The organism is Mesorhizobium sp. Pch-S, assembly GCF_004136315.1.
Classification (GTDB): Bacteria; Pseudomonadota; Alphaproteobacteria; order Rhizobiales; family Rhizobiaceae; genus Mesorhizobium.
In genome coordinates this window covers 4,927,689-4,947,846 of record NZ_CP029562.1, presented here as the reverse complement: position 1 = coordinate 4,947,846, position 20,158 = coordinate 4,927,689, and the positions used below count along the sequence as shown (strand labels likewise).

The window sequence follows — 20,158 nt, the reverse complement described above, 5'->3', positions numbered from 1 at the left end:
GAGCCTGTTCAGCGCTGGCAAAACTTCCGGCAAATGACGTATTGTAGTGCACAAAAATGATGCAATGTAGAAGACTGCCTACGCTTTCAACCCGGCAGGAAGCTGGCCGCGAATATAGTCCTCGACACGGTCGGGATCGAACACCTGCCCGTCGAAGAAACCATCCGGCCCGAGCATCAGGCTGGCGCCGGCAGAACCGACCGGCGTTTCGGTGACCAGTGCACCTTCGACCTTGGCATTGGCTCCCGGCAGCGCCACTCCGAGATCACGCAAGGCCTGCCGGTAGAGATCAGGACGATAGGTCTCGCGCGCGATCGCTTCGTTGGCCGGGGTGGCCTCTATCTGCCTCCAACGAACCATCTGGCTATAGAACCAGAGCGCATGGCTCTTCCACGGGAAGGTCGCGGCCTTGGCCTGCGGCACGAAGAAATCCGGCGTTGCCACCTCGCCGCCGTCGCCGGTCTGGATCAGCCCGGTGAGTGCCGGCTTCAGCCATTCGGCAGGGCAGTCGACAAAGCCAGGCTTGGCGATCAGTTGCGCAAGTTCGGCATGGTTGCCGCTGTCGCCGCACCAGGCGGCGGCGCGGTAGAGGGCCCGCAACAGTGCCGCCAGTGCCTCCGGCTGTTCCTCGGCCCATTCGGCCGCGACACCCAGCACCTTTTCCGGGCTGGAGCGCCAGATTCCGGCCTTGGTGGTGACGATACGGCCGACGCCTTTGACCACCGCGGCCGTGTTCCAGGGTTCGCCGACACAATAGCCGTCGATGCGCCTGGTGCCGAGCGCATCGGCCATGAAGGACGGCGGCACGATGACGATCTCGATATCATGCTCGGGATCGACGCCGCAGGCGGCGAGCCAGTAGCGCAACTCGTAGTTATGGCCCGAATGCGGATGTACGACGCCGAAGCGCAGCGGCGCCTCGCCGGCCGCCTTTCGATCGGCCACGACCGCCGCCAGCGCCTCTCCGGTGGAACGGGGATCGAGATTCGGCGACGCGTCTTGCGCCAGCATCGCCTGCCAGAGCGCGCGCGAGACGGTGACCGCATTGCCGCCGAGCCCCAGCGCCATCGGCGCGATGGTGCGCGCGGCGAGCGGCGTCAGGCCGAGATTGCAGGCAATGGGCATCGGCGCCAGCATATGCGCGACATGGAAATGACCGACGGCAAGGCGGTCACGGATGCTTGCCCAGGAATTCTCCCGGGTGAGGTGAAGATCGATGCCTTCGCCGGCGGCAAAGCCAGCTCGCGCGCCACAACCAGCACGGCGCTGTCGAGCAGCGGCAGGACCCCCCCGGAGATCTGGTACGCCCGGCTCATTGATCGTCTCCTGCGCCCAGCAGGCCCGCGGCGGTAACCAGGCTCTGTGCCACGTCGCCGATCTTGCGGTTCTGGTTCATCGCGGTCTTGCGCAGCAGTGCATAGGCTTCCTGCTCGGAAAGCCCGCGCGATTTCATCAGGATGCCCTTGGCGCGCTCGACCGTCTTGCGGCTTTGCAATTCGGTGCGCGCTTCCTCGAGCTCACGCTCCATGCGCGAAAATGCATTGAAACGGCTGATGGCCATGTCGAGGATCGGCTTGACCCGTTCCTTCTTCAGGCCATCGACGACATAGGCCGAGACACCGGCATCCACCGCGGCTTCGATCGAGGCCGTGTCGGAGCGGTCGACGAACATGGCAATGGGCCGCTTCACGGCGCGCGACAGCTGGAACATGTTCTCTAGCATGTCGCGGTTGGGATTCTCGATATCGATGACGATGACGTCCGGCTGCAGCGCTGCAATGCGGGCGGCGATACCGGTCACATCATCGACAAGCGTGACCTCGGGGTGGCCGGCCTCGCGCAGCCCAGCCTCGATGATCGCCGCGCGGATGCGGTTCTCATCGATGACAAGGATACGGAGCGCACTGGCAAGCATGCGCCACTCTTGCCGCGCATTTGCTGCAATGCAACAAAAATTGAACCCGATGTTCGAGAGCACCGGACCGTCGCGCTTTGCGCCGGTGTCGACCTCACCGGCAAAATGTGATCGATGGAGGTGGGAGGGCTGTTGTGGAGGATGGATGATGTTTCGATCGTTGCTGTTGGCTGTTGCGCTCGCGTCGAGCGCTCTTTCAATCCCGGAGACGGCGCTGGCCGGCCAGACCGCACAGACGTCGAAGGCCACCATCCAGGCCGACCTCGGCTACCTGCTCTACACGCCGTCGGACTATGACACCTCCGGCAAGACATATCCGCTCGTCGTCTGGCTGCATGGCGGCGACCAGGGCGGCAGCGACATCGAAAAGGTCCGGCGGAGCGGACTGCCGAAGCTGATCGAGGGCGGCAAGGAGTTCCCGTTCCTCGTCTTCTCGCCGCAGAACCCCAGCGAAGAACTGCTTTATCCGATCGAGAAGGTCGACGCCGCGCTCGAGGAGGTCATCGCCAGCCGCCGCGTCGACCGCAGCCGCATCTACGTGATCGGCTACAGCCGCGGCGCTTTCGGCGCCTGGGCGCTTGCCGAGCAGTTTCCGCAACGGTTCGCAGCCGTGGTCCCGATCGCCGGTGGCGGCAACCGCCACTATCTCAGCAGGACGAACGAAAAAGCCGCCTTCTGGGCCTTTCACGGCACCGATGACGACGTCATTCCGCTGTCCGACTCGGTGGTGCTGTATGAGCGGCTCAAGGCTATCAAGCGCAATGCGCGGCTGAGCGTGCTCGAAGGCGTCGATCATTCCGCCGTGGAAGCGGCTGCACTGAACGACAGCAAGCTCTGGGACTGGCTTCTAGACCAGCATCTCTAGAGCGTCTGCGCCGGGCACGAAGAGCAAACTCGAAAGAATGCGACGCGCATTGGCGCGCCGCAAACAACAAGCCCCATACCCGTGAGGGGATGGGGCAACGGCAATACCGTCCGAGCGGTCTGATTTATGCGGCCTGGCCCTGCGGACGCGGTGCGAGACCGGCGCCCTGCTCGCAGACCTCGATGTGCTTGGCCAGCGCCTGGTTCGACAGCACGGCGCTGATCGTGGTGATGTCGCGGCCCTGGTAGCGCGGCATCTGCTGGAGTTCCTTCAGCCGTTCCAGAAGTGAAATGCGGGTCATGGTCTAGCTCCTTTGCTGATGGTATTCGGCGCGGCACCGCAGCAACGGCTGCCGTTGCACCGGTCACTACCGCGCCGACGTTTTCTGACCCCCATCCCCTGAAATGCGTACCGAGGCAGGCTGATGTCCGCCGCGATCTCTCTGACGTGCGCCTTGCGTTCCGCGAAAGACGGAAACGCCCGAGTCAGGCTGCCTTCTTCCTGCCCGCCGCCTTGACCGCGCTGAACGGGATCTCGACGTCGACGGCCAGCGTTGAGACCTGCTCGCCGCGTTCCATCTTCACGCTCACCTTGTCCTGGTCGATCTGCATGTGCCTGGAGATGACGCGCAGGATCTCGTCCTTGAGCTTGGCGACGAGGTCCGCGCCGCCGGCGCTGGCACGCTCATGGGCAAGCAGCACCTGCAGGCGCTCGCGCGCCGCCGGCGCCGACTGCGTCTTGGAGAAAAACCGGAACAGGTTCATGCCGCCTTCCTCCCGAAGAGCTTGCCGAAGAAGCCCCGCTTCTCGCCCGGGATGGTGACCGGCAAGGCTTCGCCGCGCAGCCTGCGCACCGCGTCGAAATAGGCCCGCGACGGCGCGCTGTTCTCGTCGGCCAGCGTGACCGGCGAACCGAGGTTGGAGGCACGCAGGACATCCATGCTTTCGGGAATGATGCCGAGCAGCGGGATCGACAGGATCTCCAGAACGTCGTCCACTTTGAGCATGTCGCCGCGCTCGGCGCGGTTGGAATCGTAGCGGGTCAGCAGAAGATGCTTCTCCATGCGCTCGCCGCTTTCGGCTTTGAGCGTCTTGGAATCGAGCAGGCCGATGATGCGGTCGGAATCGCGTACCGAGGAGACTTCCGGATTGGTGACGACGATGGCGATGTCGGCATGGCGCATGGCAAGGGTAGCGCCGCGTTCGATGCCGGCCGGGCTGTCGCAGATGACCCAGTCGAAGGCTTTTTTCAAGGACGCGATCACCTTCTCGACGCCCTCCGGCGTAAGATTGTCCTTGTCGCGCGTCTGTGAGGCCGGCAGCAGGTAGAGTGTCTCCACGCGCTTGTCGCGGATCAGCGCCTGGGTCAGCTTCGCTTCGCCCTGGATGACGTTGACGAGGTCGTAGACGACGCGGCGTTCCGCGCCCATGACGAGATCGAGATTGCGCAGGCCGACGTCGAAATCGACGACGACGACCTTGTCGCCGTTCTGCGCCAGAGCGGCGCCCAGCGCGGCCGAGGACGTGGTCTTGCCCACGCCGCCCTTGCCCGATGTCACCACGATAACCTTGCCCATTGACCTCTCCTTTATGGACCTTCGTCGGGTCAGCCTAGAATACCAGTTTTGAGCGCATGGCCTTCCAGCCACACCTGCACTGCCCGCCCCCGCAGATCCGGCTCCATGTCCTCCGCCGTGAGGTAGAAGCCGTCGATCGCCATCATTTCCGCCTCCAGCTTGCGGCAGAAGATGCGCGCCGAACCGTTGCCGGTGGTGCCGGCGAGCGCACGCCCCCGCAGCGTGCCGTAGACGTGGATCGAGCCGCCGGCGACGACTTCCGCGCCCGATGCGACCGAACCGATGATGGTGACATCGCCTTCGGGAAAGAAGATGGACTGGCCGGAGCGAACCGGTTCGGTGACGACCAGCGAGCCGGTGACCTGAACCGATGGGCCTGCAACAGCGATCGTTTCCATGGCCGGCGCTGCCTGCGCCTCGACCGATTCGCCGGCCTCGGCTGATTCGTCTTCGGTCGCCGCATCGAAATCCGAGGCCGGGCGGCCGTCGTTCATGGCCGGCGGCATGTCCGGGCCGAGCAGCGAATGCCGTGCGCCTTCAAGGCCCATGACCCGGACATTGCGCTGGCTCAGTTCGTCGACCAGCGTGCGCAGTTCCGCCTTCTTGATGTCGAGGCCGGAGATGTCGAGCACCACCGGACGCCGCAGGAAGAAACCGGCGGAACGGGCGGCGAGATCATCGAGCCCGGCAAGCCAGTCCTCGAACGGCAGTTCCGGGGCAAGCGACAGGGCAAGGAAGGAGCGCCCCTTGAGGCGGATGGGCCGGGGTTTGGTTAACACGATGGTGATCTTGGTTAATTTTCGGTTCCCAAGGTGTAGGAGCGAAATGGTTAACAAAAGGTTAACGCGCTACGCGCGAACGCGGTTTGACGTGGTCAAACCCAATAGCCGGCTCGTCGTCGGGCAACAGGCGAAAGCGCGGCAGCGGAGCAGCTTTAGCCAGCCATGACGCGTCGCGCACTTTCAGGCTGCCCGACGGCAACGCGTGCAACTCGAAACAAGACGCCATCCCCGCCGAAGAAGCGCACTTCCGCCGCCTCCAAGACTCCGCTTGACATTTTTGTTCTCTTTTTGTTCACTGTTGTTCTAGAAGCCGTAGGAGGCTGGAATGTGGACTCTCACGATCAGGATGGATGGCGCGACGAAGGAAGAACTCCGGAACGCGTCGAAAGCAGCGGAAGCCGTCTTCATTAGCGAAAAGATACATCCGCTGGATGGACTGGCAGGACATTCCCTGCTGGAGGACTGGGACGAGCGTGGCTGCCATGACGACGACCCTGACTATACGGATGAGGATGCGAGGAATGCCAACATCTGGATCGGCGCGGAAGAAGCCGCGATCCTTGCCTTGAGCAAGGGCCGTTCCTTTTTTGAGGTCTCGCGCATCTTCGAAATGACGGTCGTCGAGATCAACACGCCAGCCAGCGCGCTACCCGTTGCAGCCAACAGCGAAATCGACTTGCTCACACGCAAAGCCGCCTGAGGCGTTTCCGTCTTTCTCAAAAACACGAAAACGCTCTTTTTCAACGCAATTCCGGACGCAAAACCGCTGTACACTTTTGCTGTAATTGCTCGGATTTCAACGCAATTCCGGCCGCAAAACCGCAGCACACTTTTGCTGGAATTGCTCGGATTTCAATGCAATTCCGGACGCAAACCGCTGCACGGTTTTGCTGGAATTGTTCGGATTGGAACATGACCATGGCCGAGCCGGCAGAAGTACGGAACGATGATGCACGCCTGGAAATCGACAAGGCGGCAGATGCGCTTATCGCGGCTTCGGACGGCGATGCGCGCTCCGCCGTTGTCGCCCTGCTGATTGCAAACAAACTGCAGGAGCATGAGCTGCATCTCACCCGCCTGGCCGTGTCATCCGGCTACGCACGCCAGCAGCACCTGAAGCGCACCGCGGAAGAAACCTCCCAGACTTAGGATCTGACGGAAAGCCCTTCTGATCGGTTGCGAGGCGATGGCCGGTGTCCTCATCACCAGGAGGCCTTCCCGAACGACTGGCAAGCGACAGCGAGCAGATTGCGACGACAGCGTCAGGTGCCCTGGCGCAGTGCCGGCTTCGGCGATCTGACGAACCGTTGCGTTTCGCTCCGCACCTGTGCCGCACGCAGCAGCAACGCGTAGTGCTTGCTGAATTCGGTATGCAGCCCCTCGCCGCGGGCAGCGGCATGGCTGTTGATCGCCAGAAGAAACGGTACCATTTGTTGCCTCCACGGTTGACTGGAGGCAACAATCGCAAGAGTCCACCGAGCGCCCCACCCGTTTCATGGCAACTTTTGGCTGATGAGAGGTCCGCAAAGGTTCGAGAATCCGAGCAGGAAACGGGTGGCCGTTTGGCCTGCCACGCTGCTGAACTGGAGCCTGCAACGAGCAGGAGCATGCGATGGAAACCCCGACGATCGAACAAGCCGGACTGCAGCGACGCAGGTTTCTTGCCCTTCGACGCAAGGAACGCGAAGAGCATCGGCTCAATCTTCTGAATGCCTGCCTCTCGGACTTTGAGCGAGCAGCCCGAATCCGCCAATGGGCTGATTGGGTATCGTCGACAATCCAGGACGAACCGGAAATCGCTCGCCTCGTCGAGTGGGCCAAAGGGAATGCCGCCCAGCTCGAGGCGAAGTCGTCGGCCGCGATGAGCCGGATGGGGCTCAAGGAGCTCTTTCCGGATGTGGACGACCTGCACGATCCGCTTGGCGACCCCGCGCCGAAACATCCCTGGGGCCTTTAGAGCGCTTCCGTCTTTTCACGGAAACGCTTTAGGTTTTTGTTTTTGCTGCATTTTTGTAACGCCAAGCGGTTCCACCTGGCTACAAAAATGCTTTGGTGCAAAACCCGCCCCGGCAAGCCGGGGCGGAGGTTGCTTCAATTGTTCTCAGGGCTGGTCTCGGCTTCATAGCAGAGCCAGACGATCCTCCAGATCAGGACCAGTGTCGGAACGGCCAGGATGCCGGCCAGGACGAGCTGAGGCAGAAGCGGCAGGTCCAGCAAGGCTGCGACCACCCAATGGATGACGCCCACCGAGATGAGGAGTTTGGCTGACAACAGCAGCGTCGCGGCCGCAACGCCGAACAGCGAATACGGGGTGAGGATACGGTTCATTCGAAATGCCCGTGCTAGCGCAGCTGCCCAAGAGCAGCGCGCATGAAAATCGGAAATGTGAGGATGCCCCTGGGGGCTTAAGCTACCGCCGCCGGTGGGTCGCGAGCCTGCGGGCGCTCGGGTTTCTGCCCGCCGATGTCGCGCGAGGGCAATTGCTCGACACGGGAAGACAGCGCGGGCGCTTCCAGTGCATCCGGGCCGCGCAGGATCGCATCGAAGGCCGATGCATGGAACTTCGCACGGATCGAGCGCGCGCTCTCCAGCGCCAATGACGGCTTGTTGGGCAGGCCGAGCTTCAGGTCCGGCTGAGCAACCGAGATCCGTGGCAGGCCGTCGGCGGCGACGACCGCGGCAGCAGGCTGTCCGTACTGCCAGAAAAACAGCACGAGAAGGACACAGAGAAGCCTCTGCGCCAGCGCCCTTGTGCCGTGCTGCGTTTCCATCATCCGGGCATCGCTACGGCATCGCGGCTCAACAGGCAAGGCAAGCAGCCAGATCCGGTCGCCAACAGCGTTCGCCTTAGCTCACCTCGCGCAGGATGAAGTCGTAGAGCATCTTGGCGGCGGGCGAGAGCACGCGCTGCTTCATGGTGATCAGCGAATAGGGCCTGACTTCGATGTCGAAATCCGTCGGCACGACGTCGATGGCGCCGCCGAGCCCTTCCGGCCCCTGGATGAACTTCGCCACCTGCACCGAGACGGGTGCGATCGCATCCGACTGCGCCACCATCACCAGGGTGAGCAGCAGCGAACTGGTGTTGAAGATCCGCTCGGGCAAGGTGATGTTACGGTTGAGGAAGTTCGCCTCCATCACCTGGCGCAGTGGCGATGAGCCCGACTGGAACACCCAGTCGTAGCCGGCGGTCTCCTCGAGCCGAACCGTCCTGTTGACCATCAGCGGGTGGCCGCGCCGCACGATCAGGCAGGCCTTTTCGATGCCGATGACGCGGCTTTCGAACAGGCGCGGATTGAGGTCGTCCGGCACGCGCGCGATGATGAAATCGTGACGCATGGCGATCAGTTCGCGCGCCAGCACATTGCTGGTCTCGACCTGCATGGTGATCTCGATGCGCGGGTAGAGCCGGCGGATCTCGCGGATGGCAGGCACCGCCAGTTCGATCGCGGGCGCCGTCACCGCGCCGAGGAACACCGAACCGCCCTTGCCCGCCTTCAGTTCGGCGATCTCGCGATCGGCCTCGCGCATTTCGATCAGGATGATGCGGGCGCGCCGGGCCAAGGCCTTGCCGTAGGGTGTCATGGCGATGCCACGCGGCAGCCGCTCGCACAGCGTCACATCGAGAATGGCCTCCATCTCGGCGATCATGCGCGAGGCGGCCGGTTGCGAGATGTTCATCACCTGGGCCGCGGCGCTGACCCGGCCATGATCGTCGAGCGCCACGATCATGCGCATGTGACGCAGGCTGAGCCCGCTGTGCAGCAGCGCCACGCCATCTCCGCGACCGACGCCGTCCCGCTGGCTATCCACCTGCCACCTCACTCACTGCCTAATATCGGAACACATATACCATTTTCGATATATCAAACAGCGAAGATCGAATTTGACAGTTATGTCCAAGGGAACCACCCTTCGCGCGCTCGCTGCGGCAGACTTAGCCGGCGTCGAAAGAACGGCCAGAGGCGGCAGCGGGGCGACTGGGAGGTTAGCAGGGATCGACGGGCCGCCATCTGGCGGTATTGCGCGAGCGCCGGATTTCCGGCGCGGCATCTTCAACTTAGGGAGAGAGACAGTGAAGCTCATGAAAACGTTGATCGCCACGGTGGCGATCGGTTTCGCAGCCATGACCTTCGGCGCGCACGCCGAAGACAAGGGCCTCGTCGGCATCGCCATGCCCACCAAGTCCTCGCTGCGCTGGATCAGCGACGGCAACGAATTGGTCAAGGCTTTGGAAGCCAAGGGCTACAAGACCGATCTGCAATATGCGGAAGACGACATCCCGAACCAGCTCGCGCAGATCGAGAACATGGTGACCAAGGGACCGAAGGCGCTGATCGTCGCCTCGATCGACGGCACCACGCTCTCCGACGTGCTCAAGAAGGCAGCCGAGCAGAACGTCAAGGTCATCGCCTATGATCGCCTGATCAAGCAGAGCCCGAACGTCGACTACTACACCACCTTCGACAACTTCCAGGTTGGCGTGCTGCAGGCCAATTCGATCCTCAAGGGCCTCGGCTATCCGGAGAAGAAGGGCCCGTTCAACATCGAACTGTTCGGCGGCTCGCCGGACGACAACAACGCCTTCTTCTTCTATGACGGCGCCATGTCGGTGCTGAAGCCGCTCATCGACAAGGGTGACCTCGTCGTGAAGTCGGGCCAGATGGGCATGGAAAAGGTCGGCACGCTGCGCTGGGATGCAGCGGTCGCGCAGGCACGCATGGACAACATCCTGTCGGCCAACTACTCGGACGGCAGCCGCGTCGATGCGGTGCTGGCGCCTTATGACGGCCTGTCGCGCGGCATCATCTCCTCGCTGCGCGGCGTCGGTTATGGCACCGGCGACCAGCCGTGGCCGATCATCTCTGGCCAGGACGCCGAAGTGCCTTCGGTGAAGGCGATGATCGCCGGCGAACAGTACTCCACCGTCTACAAGGACACCCGCGAACTCGCCAAGGTGACCGCCGAGGTGGTCGACCAGGTGATGCAGGGCAAGGAACCTTCGCAGATCAACGACACCAAGACCTACAACAACGGCGTCAAGGTGGTTCCGTCGGTGCTGCTGAAGCCGGTCGAGGTCGACAAGTCGAACTACGAAGAGCTGCTGGTCAAGTCCGGCTACATCAAGGCTGAAGACCTGAAATAACCAAGCTCGGGCTCCGCGCTGGCAACACCGGCGCGGAGCCCCTTTCGCAGCTTTCAACAGCCCCTTTTAGCCTCTTGGGCCGTTCTGTATCATGGGAACCCAGCCTTTCGCGGGCGGGCTCCACAGGCGTCGGGTTTGGCAATGGCAAAAACCATTCTGGAGATGCGCGGCATCACCAAGACGTTCCCCGGGGTGAAGGCCCTGCAGGACGTCAATCTGAGCGTCGAGGAAGGCGAGATTCACGCCATCGTCGGCGAGAATGGCGCCGGCAAATCGACGCTGATGAAGGTGCTTTCCGGCGTCTATCCGCATGGCAGCTATGAGGGCGAAATCCATTTCGACGGCCAGGAATGCCGTTTCGGCGGCATCCATGACAGCGAGCGCGTTGGCATCGTCATCATCCACCAGGAACTCGCGCTGGTACCACTGCTGTCGATCACCGAGAACATCTTCCTCGGCAACGAACAGGCGAAATTTGGCATCATCGACTGGCACGCGGCGCGCAGCCGCGCCAAGGAACTGCTGGCGCGCGTCGGTCTTGCCGAAAATCCCGATACGCTGATCACCAATATCGGCGTCGGCAAGCAGCAGCTGGTGGAGATCGCCAAGGCGCTGTCGAAAGAGGTCAGGCTGCTGATCCTGGACGAGCCGACCGCCAGCCTTTCGGAAAAGGACAGCCATGCACTGCTCGACCTGCTGCTGGAATTCAAGCGCCAGGGCATGACGTCGATCCTGATCTCGCACAAGCTCAATGAAGTGAAGAAGGTGGCCGACCGCGTCACCGTCATCCGCGACGGCCGCACCATCGAGACGATGGACCGCGACGACGTCAGCGAAGACCGCATCATCACCTCGATGGTCGGCCGCACCATGGAAGACCGCTATCCGACGCGCACGCCGAAGATCGGCGAAACCATCTTCGAGGTGAAGGACTGGGTGGTCCACCATCCGCTGCACCCCGAGCGCCAGATCATCAAGGGCATCAACCTTTCGGTGCGCAAGTGTGAGGTCGTCGGCATCGCCGGCCTGATGGGCGCCGGGCGAACCGAGTTCGCCATGAGCGTGTTCGGCCGCAGCTACGGCACCAAGGTCAGCGGCGAAGTGCTGCTGCATGGCAAGCCGGCCGACACCACGACGGTGGAGAAGGCGGTGGCCGCCGGCCTCGCCTACGCCACGGAGGACCGCAAGACCTACGGCCTCAACCTGATCGACCACATCAAGCACAATGTGACGGTCGCCAATCTGCCGGGCGTGTCCTCGAAGGCCGGTGTCATCGACGACATGCGCGAATTGAAGGTGGCCAAGGATTTCCGCAAGCGCACCAACATCCGCTCCTCCAGCGTCTACCAGGTCACCGGCAACCTTTCTGGCGGCAACCAGCAGAAAGTGGTGCTGTCGAAATGGCTGTTCTCCAATCCCGATGTGCTGATCCTCGACGAGCCGACACGCGGCATCGATGTCGGCGCCAAATACGAAATCTACACCATCATCAACAAGCTGGCCGATGAGGGCAAAGGCATACTGGTGATTTCGTCGGAGATGCCCGAACTGCTCGGCATCTGCGACCGCATCTACGTACTGAACGAGGGCCGCATCGTCGGCGAACTCGCCGGGCACGAGGCCAGCCAGGAAAAGATCATGCGGGCGATCGTCCGCGGGGAGGAGAAAGCGGCATCATGACCACCGAAACCGCGACGCCCACCGAAACGGCTCCCGCCAGGCAATCCATGCGTGACGCGCTGAAGGAGAACCTGCGCGAATACGGGCTGGTGCTGGCCCTGATCGTCATCATGGTGTTCTTCCAGGTGATGACGAACGGCATTCTGTTCCTGCCGGTCAACCTGACCAATGTGGTGCTGCAGAACTCCTACATCATCGTGATGGCGCTCGGCATGCTGCTGGTCATCGTCGCCGGCCATATCGACCTCTCGGTCGGTTCCGTCGCCGGCTTCGTCGGCGCGGTCGCGGCCGTGCTGATGGTGGACTACGGCTGGAATCCGCTGCTTGCTGCGATCGCCTGCATCGCGGTCGGCGCCGTCATCGGCGGGGCACAGGGCTACTTCATCGCCTATATGAAGATCCCCTCCTTCATCGTGACGCTGGCCGGCATGCTGGTGTTCAAGGGTCTGCTGCTCGCTTTGCTCGGCGGCCGCTCCGTCGGCCCCTTCCCGACCGAGTTCCAGATGCTGTCGGCCGGCTTCATTCCGGACATCATCGGCCGCTGGACCATCGTGGAGCCGGCGCTCAATGCCTCTGGCACAGCGATCCCGAACACCGGCATCGCGTTGCATTCGACCACCATGCTGATCGGCGTGCTGATCGTGCTGGGCATGTTCTACGCGGCAACGCGGGCACGGCGCGCGCAGGAAAGCCACGGCCACGAAACCGAGCCCTTCGGCCTGTTTGCGATCAAGAATGCCATCATGGCCGTCATCATCATGTTCCTGATGTACAAGTTCGCCTCCTACCGGGGCCTGCCTAATGTGCTGATCGTGATGGGTATCCTGACGGCTCTGTTCGTGTTCATAACCAAGCGCATGACCTTCGGCCGCCGCATCTTCGCCATGGGCGGCAACATCAAGGCGGCCGCCCTTTCCGGTATCAAGACCGAACGGCTCACCTTCTATGTCTTCGTCATCATGGGTATGCTGGCTGCACTGGCCGGCCTGATCTATGCCGCACGCCTCAACCAGGCGACACCGAAGGCGGGTGCCGGCATGGAGCTCGACGTGATCGCGGCGGTGTTCGTGGGCGGCGCTTCCGCAATGGGTGGCGTCGGCGAAGTCGCCGGCGCGGTGATCGGCGCCTTCATCATGGGCGTGATGAACAACGGCATGGGTATCATGGGCATCAACATCGACTGGCAGCAGGTCATCAAGGGCCTGGTGCTGCTCGGCGCTGTCGCCTTCGATCTCTACAACAAGAAGAAGGCCTGACACCCCGGAAGCAAGGGGCCAGGACAGCTCGCAAGCCGGGAGACCGGGCATATCCGGGGCAGTGAAGCCCCGCGGGCAACATCCGAACGAACCATTTGAACGTGGACCGCCAGCCGGGCCGCGCAGGAAGGACTTTGCCGGATTGACGGCGGAAAGAGGCCATCATGCTGATCTCCCAGTTCCTCGACGACAGCGACGCCATTCGTGTGGTTGCGCGCAATGGCGGCAAGGCCCGCGTCGTCACCGGCGCCCGCAGCGTCTATTCGCTAGCGACTGAAGCGGCACGCACTGGCACCGGGCTGGAGGCGCTGATCGAGAAGAAGGGCCTTGCCGACACGGTCGACCTCGAGACGCTCTACCGCAAGGGCCGGCTGCTGTCCCCGATCAACCATCCCGACCCGGCACATCTGCATCTCACGGGCACCGGCCTCACCCATCTCGGTTCCGCGGCAACGCGCGACGCCATGCACAAGAAGCTGAATGCCGAGGGCGAGGAACAGCTGACCGATTCCATGAAGATGTTCCGCATGGGCCTCGACGCCGGCAAGCCGACTGCGGGACAGGCGGGCGTCCAGCCGGAATGGTTCTACAAGGGTAACGGCACCATGGCGGTGGCACCTGGTGCCGCCCTGCTCTCACCGGCCTTCGCCGAAGACGCCGGCGAGGAACCGGAGATCGCCGGCATCTACGTGATCGGCGACGATCGCCAGCCGTTCCGCGTCGGCTTTGCGCTGTCGAACGAGTTTTCCGACCACGTCACCGAACGGGTCAACTATCTCTACCTCGCCCATTCGAAACTCAGGAACGCCTCCTTCGGCCCGGAGATCCTGATCGGCGACCTGCCTGCAGACATCCGTGGCACCTCGCGCATCCTGCGCGACGGCAAGGAGCTGTGGCAGAAACCGTTCCTGTCGGGCGAAACCAACATGTCGCATTCGATCGCCAATCTCGAACACCACCATTTCAAATATGCGCTGTTTCGCCGGCCAGGCGACGTTCACGTGCATATGTTCGGCACGGCGACGCTGTCCTTCGCCGACGGCATCCGCACCGAAGGCGGCGACGTCTTCGAAATCGAAGCGCCGGAATTCGGCCTGCCGCTGCGCAACCCGCTCGAGATCGAGCAGCCCGAGACGGTGGTGGTGAAGGCGCTTTAGCGAAGCCCCCGCAGAGCCGCTCACAGCGCATCTTCTGATTTTGCGCGTCGGGCCTCAGTCCAGCGGATGCCAGTCAGGTCTGTTGTCGACCATCGGCGCAAGCCAGACCGGTCTCGACCATTGCATCCTCTCGCTCATTTCCCGCTCGAGACGATCCGAGCAGATAGCGCCTTCGGGAGGCAGGAGATCGATCGATGTCCACCTGCGGGCCAGAACCGCGAATGCCAGCGCAACGGCGCCCGGCAGTCTTGCAAGCAGTGGGAGAGCTGTCATGTCAGGCCTCCTGACGCCGCGCATGCGGCATGCAGCTGCGAAGCCCCCACCATAACATGAACAGGCGTCGCTTGCATCGCCTGGCAGGCAGTGGCCAAAACAGCGGTCAAGGCGCTTCGGACAGCCGGCATATCACGACGCATCTTGCATTCATCCTCTCAAAAGTGGTTCATTGTTCCTCCAAATTCTGACGAAACTGAAGGTCCACTTCAGCGCATCGACCCAGACCGCCTTCGGGAGTTTTGAGTGGAAAGAAGTTCACGCCGGCATGAAGGTCCTGCCCATCTGGTGCACGTCGCCCTAGAGCGCCAGTCCACCATGCCGATCAGCCGGCAGCTTTACCTTCAGTTGCGCCAGGCCATCGTTTCCGGCCAGATACCGGCGGCGGCGCGGCTGCCTTCGACACGCGCTGCGACGAAGCTCTGGGCCGTGTCGCGCGGCAGCGTCGTCGAAGCCTACGAAACACTGCTCAACGAAGGCTACGCCTCCGGTCGCGCCGGATCGGGCACCTATGTCGCCAAGGATGTTCCCGAGCGATCGGTCACGGCCGTACACGCGCAGACGCAACGCGCCGCCGTTTCGCCGCGCCTTTCGCGCGCAGCACTTGCTTCCATTCAATCGGCGGTGCTGGAGCCCCCGCCACAGGTACCGTTCGTCACCGGCCGTTCCGCCCCCGATGCAAAGACGCGCTCCATCCTGAAGCGGCTGGCGTACCGCCATGTCGGCATCCTCTCGGACCACTACCGGGACCCGCAGGGGGAACTGCTTCTCAGGGAAACGGTGTCGTCCTATCTCGCCGCGGCGCGCGGCCTGCGTTGCTCGCCCGAGCGCATCTTCATCACCGCCGGTTCCCAGCAGGCCATCGATCTCGCCATTCGCACGCTGACCGATCCCGGAGACCAGGTGGCCATGGAGGATCCCGGCTATCCACCGGCACGGCTGGCCCTGGCCGCGCACGGTACCCGGCAGGTCGCCGTTCCGGTGGACGGGGATGGCATTCGCGTCGACAGCCTGGCCGAGCACGGCGACGCCGTCCAGGCAGTCTATGTCACCCCGTCGAACCAGTATCCGACAGGCGCGGTGCTCTCGATGGCCCGCCGGCTGGCGCTCGTCGACTGGGCAGCCGCAAACGGCAGCTGGATCCTGGAGGACGACTACGACAGCGAGTTCCGCTACGACGAACGGCCGCTCGCCGCACTCCAGGGCATCGACGACCATCAGACAGTCATCTACATCGGCACCTTCAGCAAGGCACTGCTGCCGGGACTGCGCCTCGGCTACCTCGTCGTTCCCGACAGGGTGGTGCCGGCCTTCCGCAGGATGCGCATCCTGCTCGATCGTTTTCCGGCGCCGTTCCAGCAGCTCGTGGTGGCCGACTTCCTGCGCGAAGGGCATTTCTCGAGCCATCTGAGACGATTGCGTGAGGCCTACCGGACTTCCCGCAACAGCCTGGTGTCGGCGCTCGGCGATCGACCGGCGGCTCGGTTCACGGTGAATACGCCCCACCAGGGCGTCCACATGATCGCGCACCTGCCCGAAGGAATTGACGATGTCGCCTTCGCCGGTGCCGCCCGCCGCGCCGGCGTTACCGTTCTGCCCATTTCTCCCATGTGCATCGGGAAGAGCCCGCGCCAGGGTCTGCTGCTCGGCTTCTCTGCGCTGACGGATGCCGAGATCGATGTGGGCGTGGCGCGGCTGGGCCATGCGCTTGACGGTCTGAAACGCAAAGGCTCGCGCTAGATCCGCGCCCCGGAACCGAGCGCCCGGCAGCGAAAATCAGGCTCTGCTAAGCAGCCAGATGCTCGAACAACCGCGCCACCGCCTCGGCACCCGGGTCGACATGGCCTTCGAGCTGTCGGGCGTTGATGTAGGCGGCGCGGCCGGCCTTGGCGCGTGTCAGCGTGGCGGTGAAGTCCGCACCCTGTCGTGCCGCCTGCGCCGCATCGGCCATGCCCTTGCCGAGCGCTTCGAGCGCTGGCGCCAGCGCGTCGACCATGGTGCGGTCGCCGACATGGGCGCCGCCGATCTCCTGCATGCGCGCCAGCCCTGCCCGCAGCGCCTCGCGGATCGGCAGGCCGCTCGATGCACCGTCGCCGGCGGCGGCGAAGAAGATGGCGAGCAGCACGCCGGAGGAACCGCCCATCGTCTGGCTGAGTTCCAGGCCGATGGCGCGCAGCAGCTGCGTGTGGTCGGACAGCGGCAGGCGGTCGATGGCGTTGATCAGCGCGCGCGCAGCCCCAGCCAAGGTCGAACCGGTGTCGCCGTCGCCGGATTTGGCGTCGAGGGCGTTGAGGTCCTGCTCGGCGGCGATCAGCACGTTGCAGCAGTTGATCAGGAATGCCCGCGTCGCCGCATGGTTGGACGGCATCGGCATGATCGGCGTCAGCCCATCCGGCAAGGCAGCGACGACAATCGGGCGAACCTCGGAGACGCCCGGCCATGCGGCGATCGGCACAGGGGTCTTCAGCAGGGCCAATTCAGCGGCATTGGCAGCAAAGACCGAGATCGAAAAACCCTGCATGTCGAGCGAGGTCATCAGCGGTGCCGGGCCGACGGTGTGGCTGATCCTTGCGCCGACCGATGAGCCAAGCAGGTCATGCGCGAGCACTGACATCTCCAGTACCGAGGTGCCGCCAAGATTGTTGATCAGGGCCACATGCTGCCCCTCGCCCATCACCGCGGCGAGCCGTTCGACCATGGTGGCGACCGAGGCTTTGGCACCGGCGAAATCGATCTGCTCGACGCCGGCCTCGCCATGGATGCCGAGCCCCAGTTCGGCCTTGCCTTCGGGAATGCGGTCTTCCTTCGGCGAACCCGGCACGCGGCAGGTGTCGAGCGACATGCCGATGGAGCGCGTGCCGGCGATGACGTGTCTGGCAGCCGTGGTCACCGCCTCGAGATCGGCGCCGCGCTCAGCGAGCGCGCCGGCGATCTTGTGCACGAACAGCGTACCGGCGACGCCGCGCGCCTGCGGCAGCTCGGGTAGCGCGATGTCATCGCCGACGATCACCATGGAAACGTTGAGGCCGAAGGCGCGCGCGCGCTCGGCGGCGAGGCCGAAGTTCAGCCGGTCGCCGGTGTAGTTCTTGACGATAAGCAGGCAACCGGCCGGGCCGGTGACGGCGAGAATGCCGGCCAGCACCGCATCGACGCTGGGGGAGGCAAAGACGTCGCCGCAGACCGCAGCTGTCAGCATGCCCTTGCCGACGAAGCCGACATGGGCCGGTTCATGGCCGGAGCCGCCACCCGAGACGATCGCCACCCTGGACTTGTCCCAGTCGCTGCGCAGCACGACACGGATGTGCGGATAGCCGTCGAGACGGGTCAGCGCGCCGCCGGAGAGTGCGAGCACGCCGTCGATCGCCTCGGTGACGACGTCTTCGCGCTTGTTGATGAACTGGGCCATGAAACTGCTCTCCCTAGATGAGGCGCATGCCGGCGGCGTCGAAATAGAGCGGCCGGGAGGGTTGGATACGGATGGTCTCACCGCCCTTGAGCGGCGTGTGCGCGTCGGTCACGGTGACGAGGTCGTGTCTCTTCAGGGTCAGGTGCAGGCGCGTCTGGTCGCCGAGATGCTCGACCCGCTTGACCAGCGCCTCCTCGCCGTTGCCCTGCACGATGTGCTCGGGGCGCAGGCCGATGCTCTTGGCGCCAGCCGGTGCGCCGGCAAACAGGTCTGCCGGCAGCACGTTGATGCGCGGCTGTCCAAGCCGGGTCGCGGCATAGACGCTGACCGGCTGTTCATAGACCTCGCGCGGCGAGCCGAACTGCACCAGCCTGCCTTCGTTGAGCACGCCGACATGGGTCGCCATGGTCATCGCCTCGATCTGGTCGTGGGTGACGTAGAGCAGAGTGGCGCCGAGCTTCGCCTGGATGCGCTTCAGCTCGATGCGCAGGTCTGCCCGCAGCTTGGCGTCGAGCGAACTCAGCGGCTCGTCCATCAGGAAGATCTCGGGGTTGCGCACCAGCGCGCGGCCGATGGAGACACGCTGCATCTCGCCACCGGACAGCGCGGTCGCCTTGTTGTCCAGCTTGTGGGCGATCTGCAGGACCTCGGCGACCTCCTTCACCTTGGCGTCGATGACATCCCGCGGCGTCCGCAGCAGCGGCGATTTCAGCGGGAATTCCAGGTTCTGGCGAACCGTCAGATGCGGGTAGAGCGAATATTGCTGGAACACCATGGCAACGTTGCGCTCGGCCGGCGACAGCCCCTTCGTCGGCTGGCCGCCGAGATAGACCTCGCCGCGGTCGGGCTTGTCGAGGCCGGAGACCATGCGCAGCGTCGTCGTCTTGCCGGCGCCGGTCGGCCCGAGCAGCACGACGAAGGCGCCGTCGGGAACCGTCAGCGAGACATTGTCGAGCGCGACCGTGTCGCCGAAGCGCTTCGTCACGTTCTCAAGCACGACATCAGCCATGACCGAGCACCCCTTCATTGGCCTGCGACAGCAGCGCCTTGCCGCTTTCGGCGTCGAACAGCGACAGCGTGCGCGGGTCGAACTCCAGCCCGACCAGCTCGTCCTCGCGCACCGCCTGAGCGGACGAGATGCGTGCCTTCAGCTCGCCATGCGCGGTGGCGAGCGTCACGATCTGGGTGGTGCCGAGATATTCGACGGCGCTGACGCGACCACGGTAGGGAGCATCGTCGCGGAAGGCGACATGTTCGGGCCGCACGCCCAGGGTGAGACGGCCGGCGCGACCCTCGCGCGCCGCCGGCACCTTGATCCTGACACCGCCAAGATCGACGCCGTCGCCGTTGATACCGATCATGCCCTCGAAATCGAGGAAGTTCATCGATGGCGAGCCGATGAACTGGGCGACGAATTTTGTCGCCGGCCAGTCGTAGATCTGCTGCGGCCGGCCGAACTGCTCGACGACGCCATGGTTCATGACGACGATCTTGTCACCCATCTGCATGGCTTCCAGCTGGTCATGCGTGACATAGACGGTGGTGGCGCCCATGCGGTCGTGCAGCGCACGCAGTTCTTCCGCCATGTGCTCGCGGAACTCGGCGTCGAGGGCGCCGAGCGGCTCGTCCATGAAGAAGGCTTTCGGCCGCCGCACGATGGCGCGGCCGAGCGCCACGCGCTGGCGGTCGCCACCGGAAAGCCCCCCGACCGGCTTGTCGAGGATGTGCTCGATCCTGAGGATACGGGCGACCTCGGCGACGCGCGTCCTGACCTCCTCGCGTTTCATGCCCTGGCTGACCAGCGGATAGGAGATGTTCCGGCGAACATTCATGTGCGGGTAGAGCGCGAACATCTGGAACACGAAGGCGATGTCGCGCTGGCTCGCCCGCTTCATGCCGACTTCCTCGCCGTCGATGAAGATCTCGCCCGAGGTCGGCAACTCGAGGCCCGCCATCATGCGCAGCGTCGTCGTCTTGCCGCAGCCGGAGGGGCCGAGCAGCATGAAGAATTCGCCGTCCTCGATGGTGAAGGACGAGGAGCGCACGGCCGTGAAGGGGCCGAACTCCTTGCGCACGTTCTGGATTCTGATCTGCGCCATCGG

22 protein-coding genes and 1 pseudogene are annotated in these 20,158 nt (G+C 63.8%); 9 read left to right on the top strand and 14 right to left on the bottom strand.

The genetic code is table 11. The features are described 5' to 3' along the window. Window positions 1-78: 78 nt before the first annotated feature. Together C1M53_RS23175 and C1M53_RS23170 are read right to left on the bottom strand one after the other, a co-directional pair. Window positions 79-1,316 (bottom strand): annotated as a pseudogene (locus C1M53_RS23175) (CmpA/NrtA family ABC transporter substrate-binding protein). Then, window positions 1,313-1,915 (bottom strand): ANTAR domain-containing response regulator, encoded by a 603-nt coding sequence (locus C1M53_RS23170; protein WP_129414380.1) that lies wholly within the window; start codon window positions 1,913-1,915, stop codon window positions 1,313-1,315. The pseudogene C1M53_RS23175 and the gene C1M53_RS23170 overlap by 4 nt, the downstream one beginning before the upstream one ends. Window positions 1,916-2,063: 148 nt before the next feature. Between C1M53_RS23170 and C1M53_RS23165 the strand changes: the two genes are divergently transcribed. Then, entirely contained in the window at window positions 2,064-2,780 is a 717-nt protein-coding gene (locus C1M53_RS23165) for a dienelactone hydrolase family protein (protein WP_129416324.1), read from the top strand. A gap of 124 nt (window positions 2,781-2,904) precedes the next feature. Here the strand turns inward: C1M53_RS23165 and C1M53_RS31765 are convergent, their stop codons facing one another. The 4 genes from C1M53_RS31765 to minC form a co-directional block, all read right to left on the bottom strand. Continuing rightward, the gene (locus tag C1M53_RS31765; protein WP_165358217.1) at window positions 2,905-3,081 is read right to left on the bottom strand and encodes a hypothetical protein; all 177 of its coding nucleotides are present in this window, start codon (window positions 3,079-3,081) and stop codon (window positions 2,905-2,907) included. Between the two features lie 184 nt (window positions 3,082-3,265). Continuing rightward, window positions 3,266-3,544 carry a cell division topological specificity factor MinE gene (gene minE, locus C1M53_RS23160; RefSeq protein WP_129414379.1) on the bottom strand — a complete coding sequence of 93 codons (279 nt, stop codon included), beginning with the start codon at window positions 3,542-3,544 and terminating at the stop codon, window positions 3,266-3,268. Then, a complete protein-coding gene (minD, locus tag C1M53_RS23155) occupies window positions 3,541-4,356 on the bottom strand; it encodes a septum site-determining protein MinD (RefSeq protein ID WP_129414378.1) in 816 nt (271 codons plus the stop codon). The genes minE and minD overlap by 4 nt, the downstream gene beginning before the upstream one ends. 29 nt (window positions 4,357-4,385) lie before the next feature. Then, window positions 4,386-5,144: a septum site-determining protein MinC gene (gene minC / locus C1M53_RS23150; RefSeq protein ID WP_129416323.1), complete on the bottom strand. Its 759-nt coding sequence runs from the start codon at window positions 5,142-5,144 to the stop codon at window positions 4,386-4,388. A 319-nt stretch (window positions 5,145-5,463) separates the two neighbouring features. Between minC and C1M53_RS23145 the strand changes: the two genes are divergently transcribed. Continuing rightward, complete coding sequence (locus tag C1M53_RS23145) at window positions 5,464-5,838, top strand: hypothetical protein (RefSeq protein WP_129414377.1); 375 nt, start codon at window positions 5,464-5,466, stop codon at window positions 5,836-5,838. 212 nt (window positions 5,839-6,050) lie between these two features. Next, the gene (locus tag C1M53_RS23140; RefSeq protein ID WP_245488251.1) at window positions 6,051-6,287 is read left to right on the top strand and encodes a hypothetical protein; all 237 of its coding nucleotides are present in this window, start codon (window positions 6,051-6,053) and stop codon (window positions 6,285-6,287) included. 113 nt (window positions 6,288-6,400) lie between these two features. Here C1M53_RS23140 and C1M53_RS31760 read toward each other — a convergent pair whose 3' ends face one another. Next, window positions 6,401-6,568: a hypothetical protein gene (locus C1M53_RS31760; protein ID WP_165358216.1), complete on the bottom strand. Its 168-nt coding sequence runs from the start codon at window positions 6,566-6,568 to the stop codon at window positions 6,401-6,403. 182 nt (window positions 6,569-6,750) lie between these two features. Here C1M53_RS31760 and C1M53_RS23135 point away from each other — a divergent pair, with 182 nt between their 5' ends. Beyond that, complete coding sequence (locus C1M53_RS23135) at window positions 6,751-7,095, top strand: hypothetical protein (protein WP_129414375.1); 345 nt, start codon at window positions 6,751-6,753, stop codon at window positions 7,093-7,095. A 134-nt stretch (window positions 7,096-7,229) separates the two neighbouring features. Here C1M53_RS23135 and C1M53_RS23130 read toward each other — a convergent pair whose 3' ends face one another. From C1M53_RS23130 to C1M53_RS23120, 3 genes are all read right to left on the bottom strand, one after another. Further along, on the bottom strand, window positions 7,230-7,466 hold the full coding sequence (locus tag C1M53_RS23130) for a hypothetical protein (RefSeq protein ID WP_129414374.1): 237 nt from the start codon (window positions 7,464-7,466) through the stop codon (window positions 7,230-7,232). 77 nt (window positions 7,467-7,543) lie between these two features. Then, window positions 7,544-7,912, bottom strand: a complete 369-nt coding sequence (locus tag C1M53_RS23125) for a hypothetical protein (RefSeq protein ID WP_129414373.1) — start codon at window positions 7,910-7,912, stop codon at window positions 7,544-7,546. A 73-nt stretch (window positions 7,913-7,985) separates the two neighbouring features. Then, on the bottom strand, window positions 7,986-8,951 hold the full coding sequence (locus C1M53_RS23120; RefSeq protein WP_245488250.1) for a LysR family transcriptional regulator: 966 nt from the start codon (window positions 8,949-8,951) through the stop codon (window positions 7,986-7,988). A 262-nt stretch (window positions 8,952-9,213) separates the two neighbouring features. Between C1M53_RS23120 and chvE the strand changes: the two genes are divergently transcribed. From chvE to araD1, 4 genes are all read left to right on the top strand, one after another. Beyond that, window positions 9,214-10,284: a multiple monosaccharide ABC transporter substrate-binding protein gene (chvE, locus tag C1M53_RS23115; protein ID WP_129414372.1), complete on the top strand. Its 1,071-nt coding sequence runs from the start codon at window positions 9,214-9,216 to the stop codon at window positions 10,282-10,284. Window positions 10,285-10,425: 141 nt separating this feature from the next. Next, window positions 10,426-11,964, top strand: coding sequence for a multiple monosaccharide ABC transporter ATP-binding protein (gene mmsA, locus C1M53_RS23110; protein ID WP_129414371.1), 1,539 nt, complete (start codon window positions 10,426-10,428; stop codon window positions 11,962-11,964). Next, the gene (gene mmsB, locus C1M53_RS23105) at window positions 11,961-13,220 is read left to right on the top strand and encodes a multiple monosaccharide ABC transporter permease (RefSeq protein ID WP_129414370.1); all 1,260 of its coding nucleotides are present in this window, start codon (window positions 11,961-11,963) and stop codon (window positions 13,218-13,220) included. Before mmsA ends, mmsB begins: the two co-directional genes overlap by 4 nt. Window positions 13,221-13,384: 164 nt before the next feature. Then, window positions 13,385-14,377 (top strand): AraD1 family protein, encoded by a 993-nt coding sequence (araD1, locus tag C1M53_RS23100; RefSeq protein WP_129414369.1) that lies wholly within the window; start codon window positions 13,385-13,387, stop codon window positions 14,375-14,377. Between the two features lie 54 nt (window positions 14,378-14,431). On the opposite strand, the gene C1M53_RS23095 is transcribed toward araD1, so the two are convergent. Next, window positions 14,432-14,650, bottom strand: coding sequence for a hypothetical protein (locus C1M53_RS23095; RefSeq protein WP_129414368.1), 219 nt, complete (start codon window positions 14,648-14,650; stop codon window positions 14,432-14,434). Between the two features lie 246 nt (window positions 14,651-14,896). Here C1M53_RS23095 and C1M53_RS23090 point away from each other — a divergent pair, with 246 nt between their 5' ends. Then, window positions 14,897-16,390 (top strand): PLP-dependent aminotransferase family protein, encoded by a 1,494-nt coding sequence (locus tag C1M53_RS23090; protein ID WP_129414367.1) that lies wholly within the window; start codon window positions 14,897-14,899, stop codon window positions 16,388-16,390. 46 nt (window positions 16,391-16,436) lie between these two features. On the opposite strand, the gene C1M53_RS23085 is transcribed toward C1M53_RS23090, so the two are convergent. Genes C1M53_RS23085 through C1M53_RS23075 form a run of 3 tightly spaced genes read right to left on the bottom strand, consistent with a single transcriptional unit; the run spans window position 16,437 to window position 20,155 of the window. Beyond that, the gene (locus C1M53_RS23085) at window positions 16,437-18,056 is read right to left on the bottom strand and encodes a dihydroxyacetone kinase subunit DhaK (RefSeq protein WP_129414366.1); all 1,620 of its coding nucleotides are present in this window, start codon (window positions 18,054-18,056) and stop codon (window positions 16,437-16,439) included. A gap of 13 nt (window positions 18,057-18,069) precedes the next feature. Beyond that, window positions 18,070-19,065, bottom strand: coding sequence for an ABC transporter ATP-binding protein (locus tag C1M53_RS23080; RefSeq protein ID WP_129414365.1), 996 nt, complete (start codon window positions 19,063-19,065; stop codon window positions 18,070-18,072). Beyond that, window positions 19,058-20,155, bottom strand: coding sequence for an ABC transporter ATP-binding protein (locus C1M53_RS23075; protein ID WP_129414364.1), 1,098 nt, complete (start codon window positions 20,153-20,155; stop codon window positions 19,058-19,060). Before C1M53_RS23075 ends, C1M53_RS23080 begins: the two co-directional genes overlap by 8 nt. Window positions 20,156-20,158: the final 3 nt, after the last annotated feature.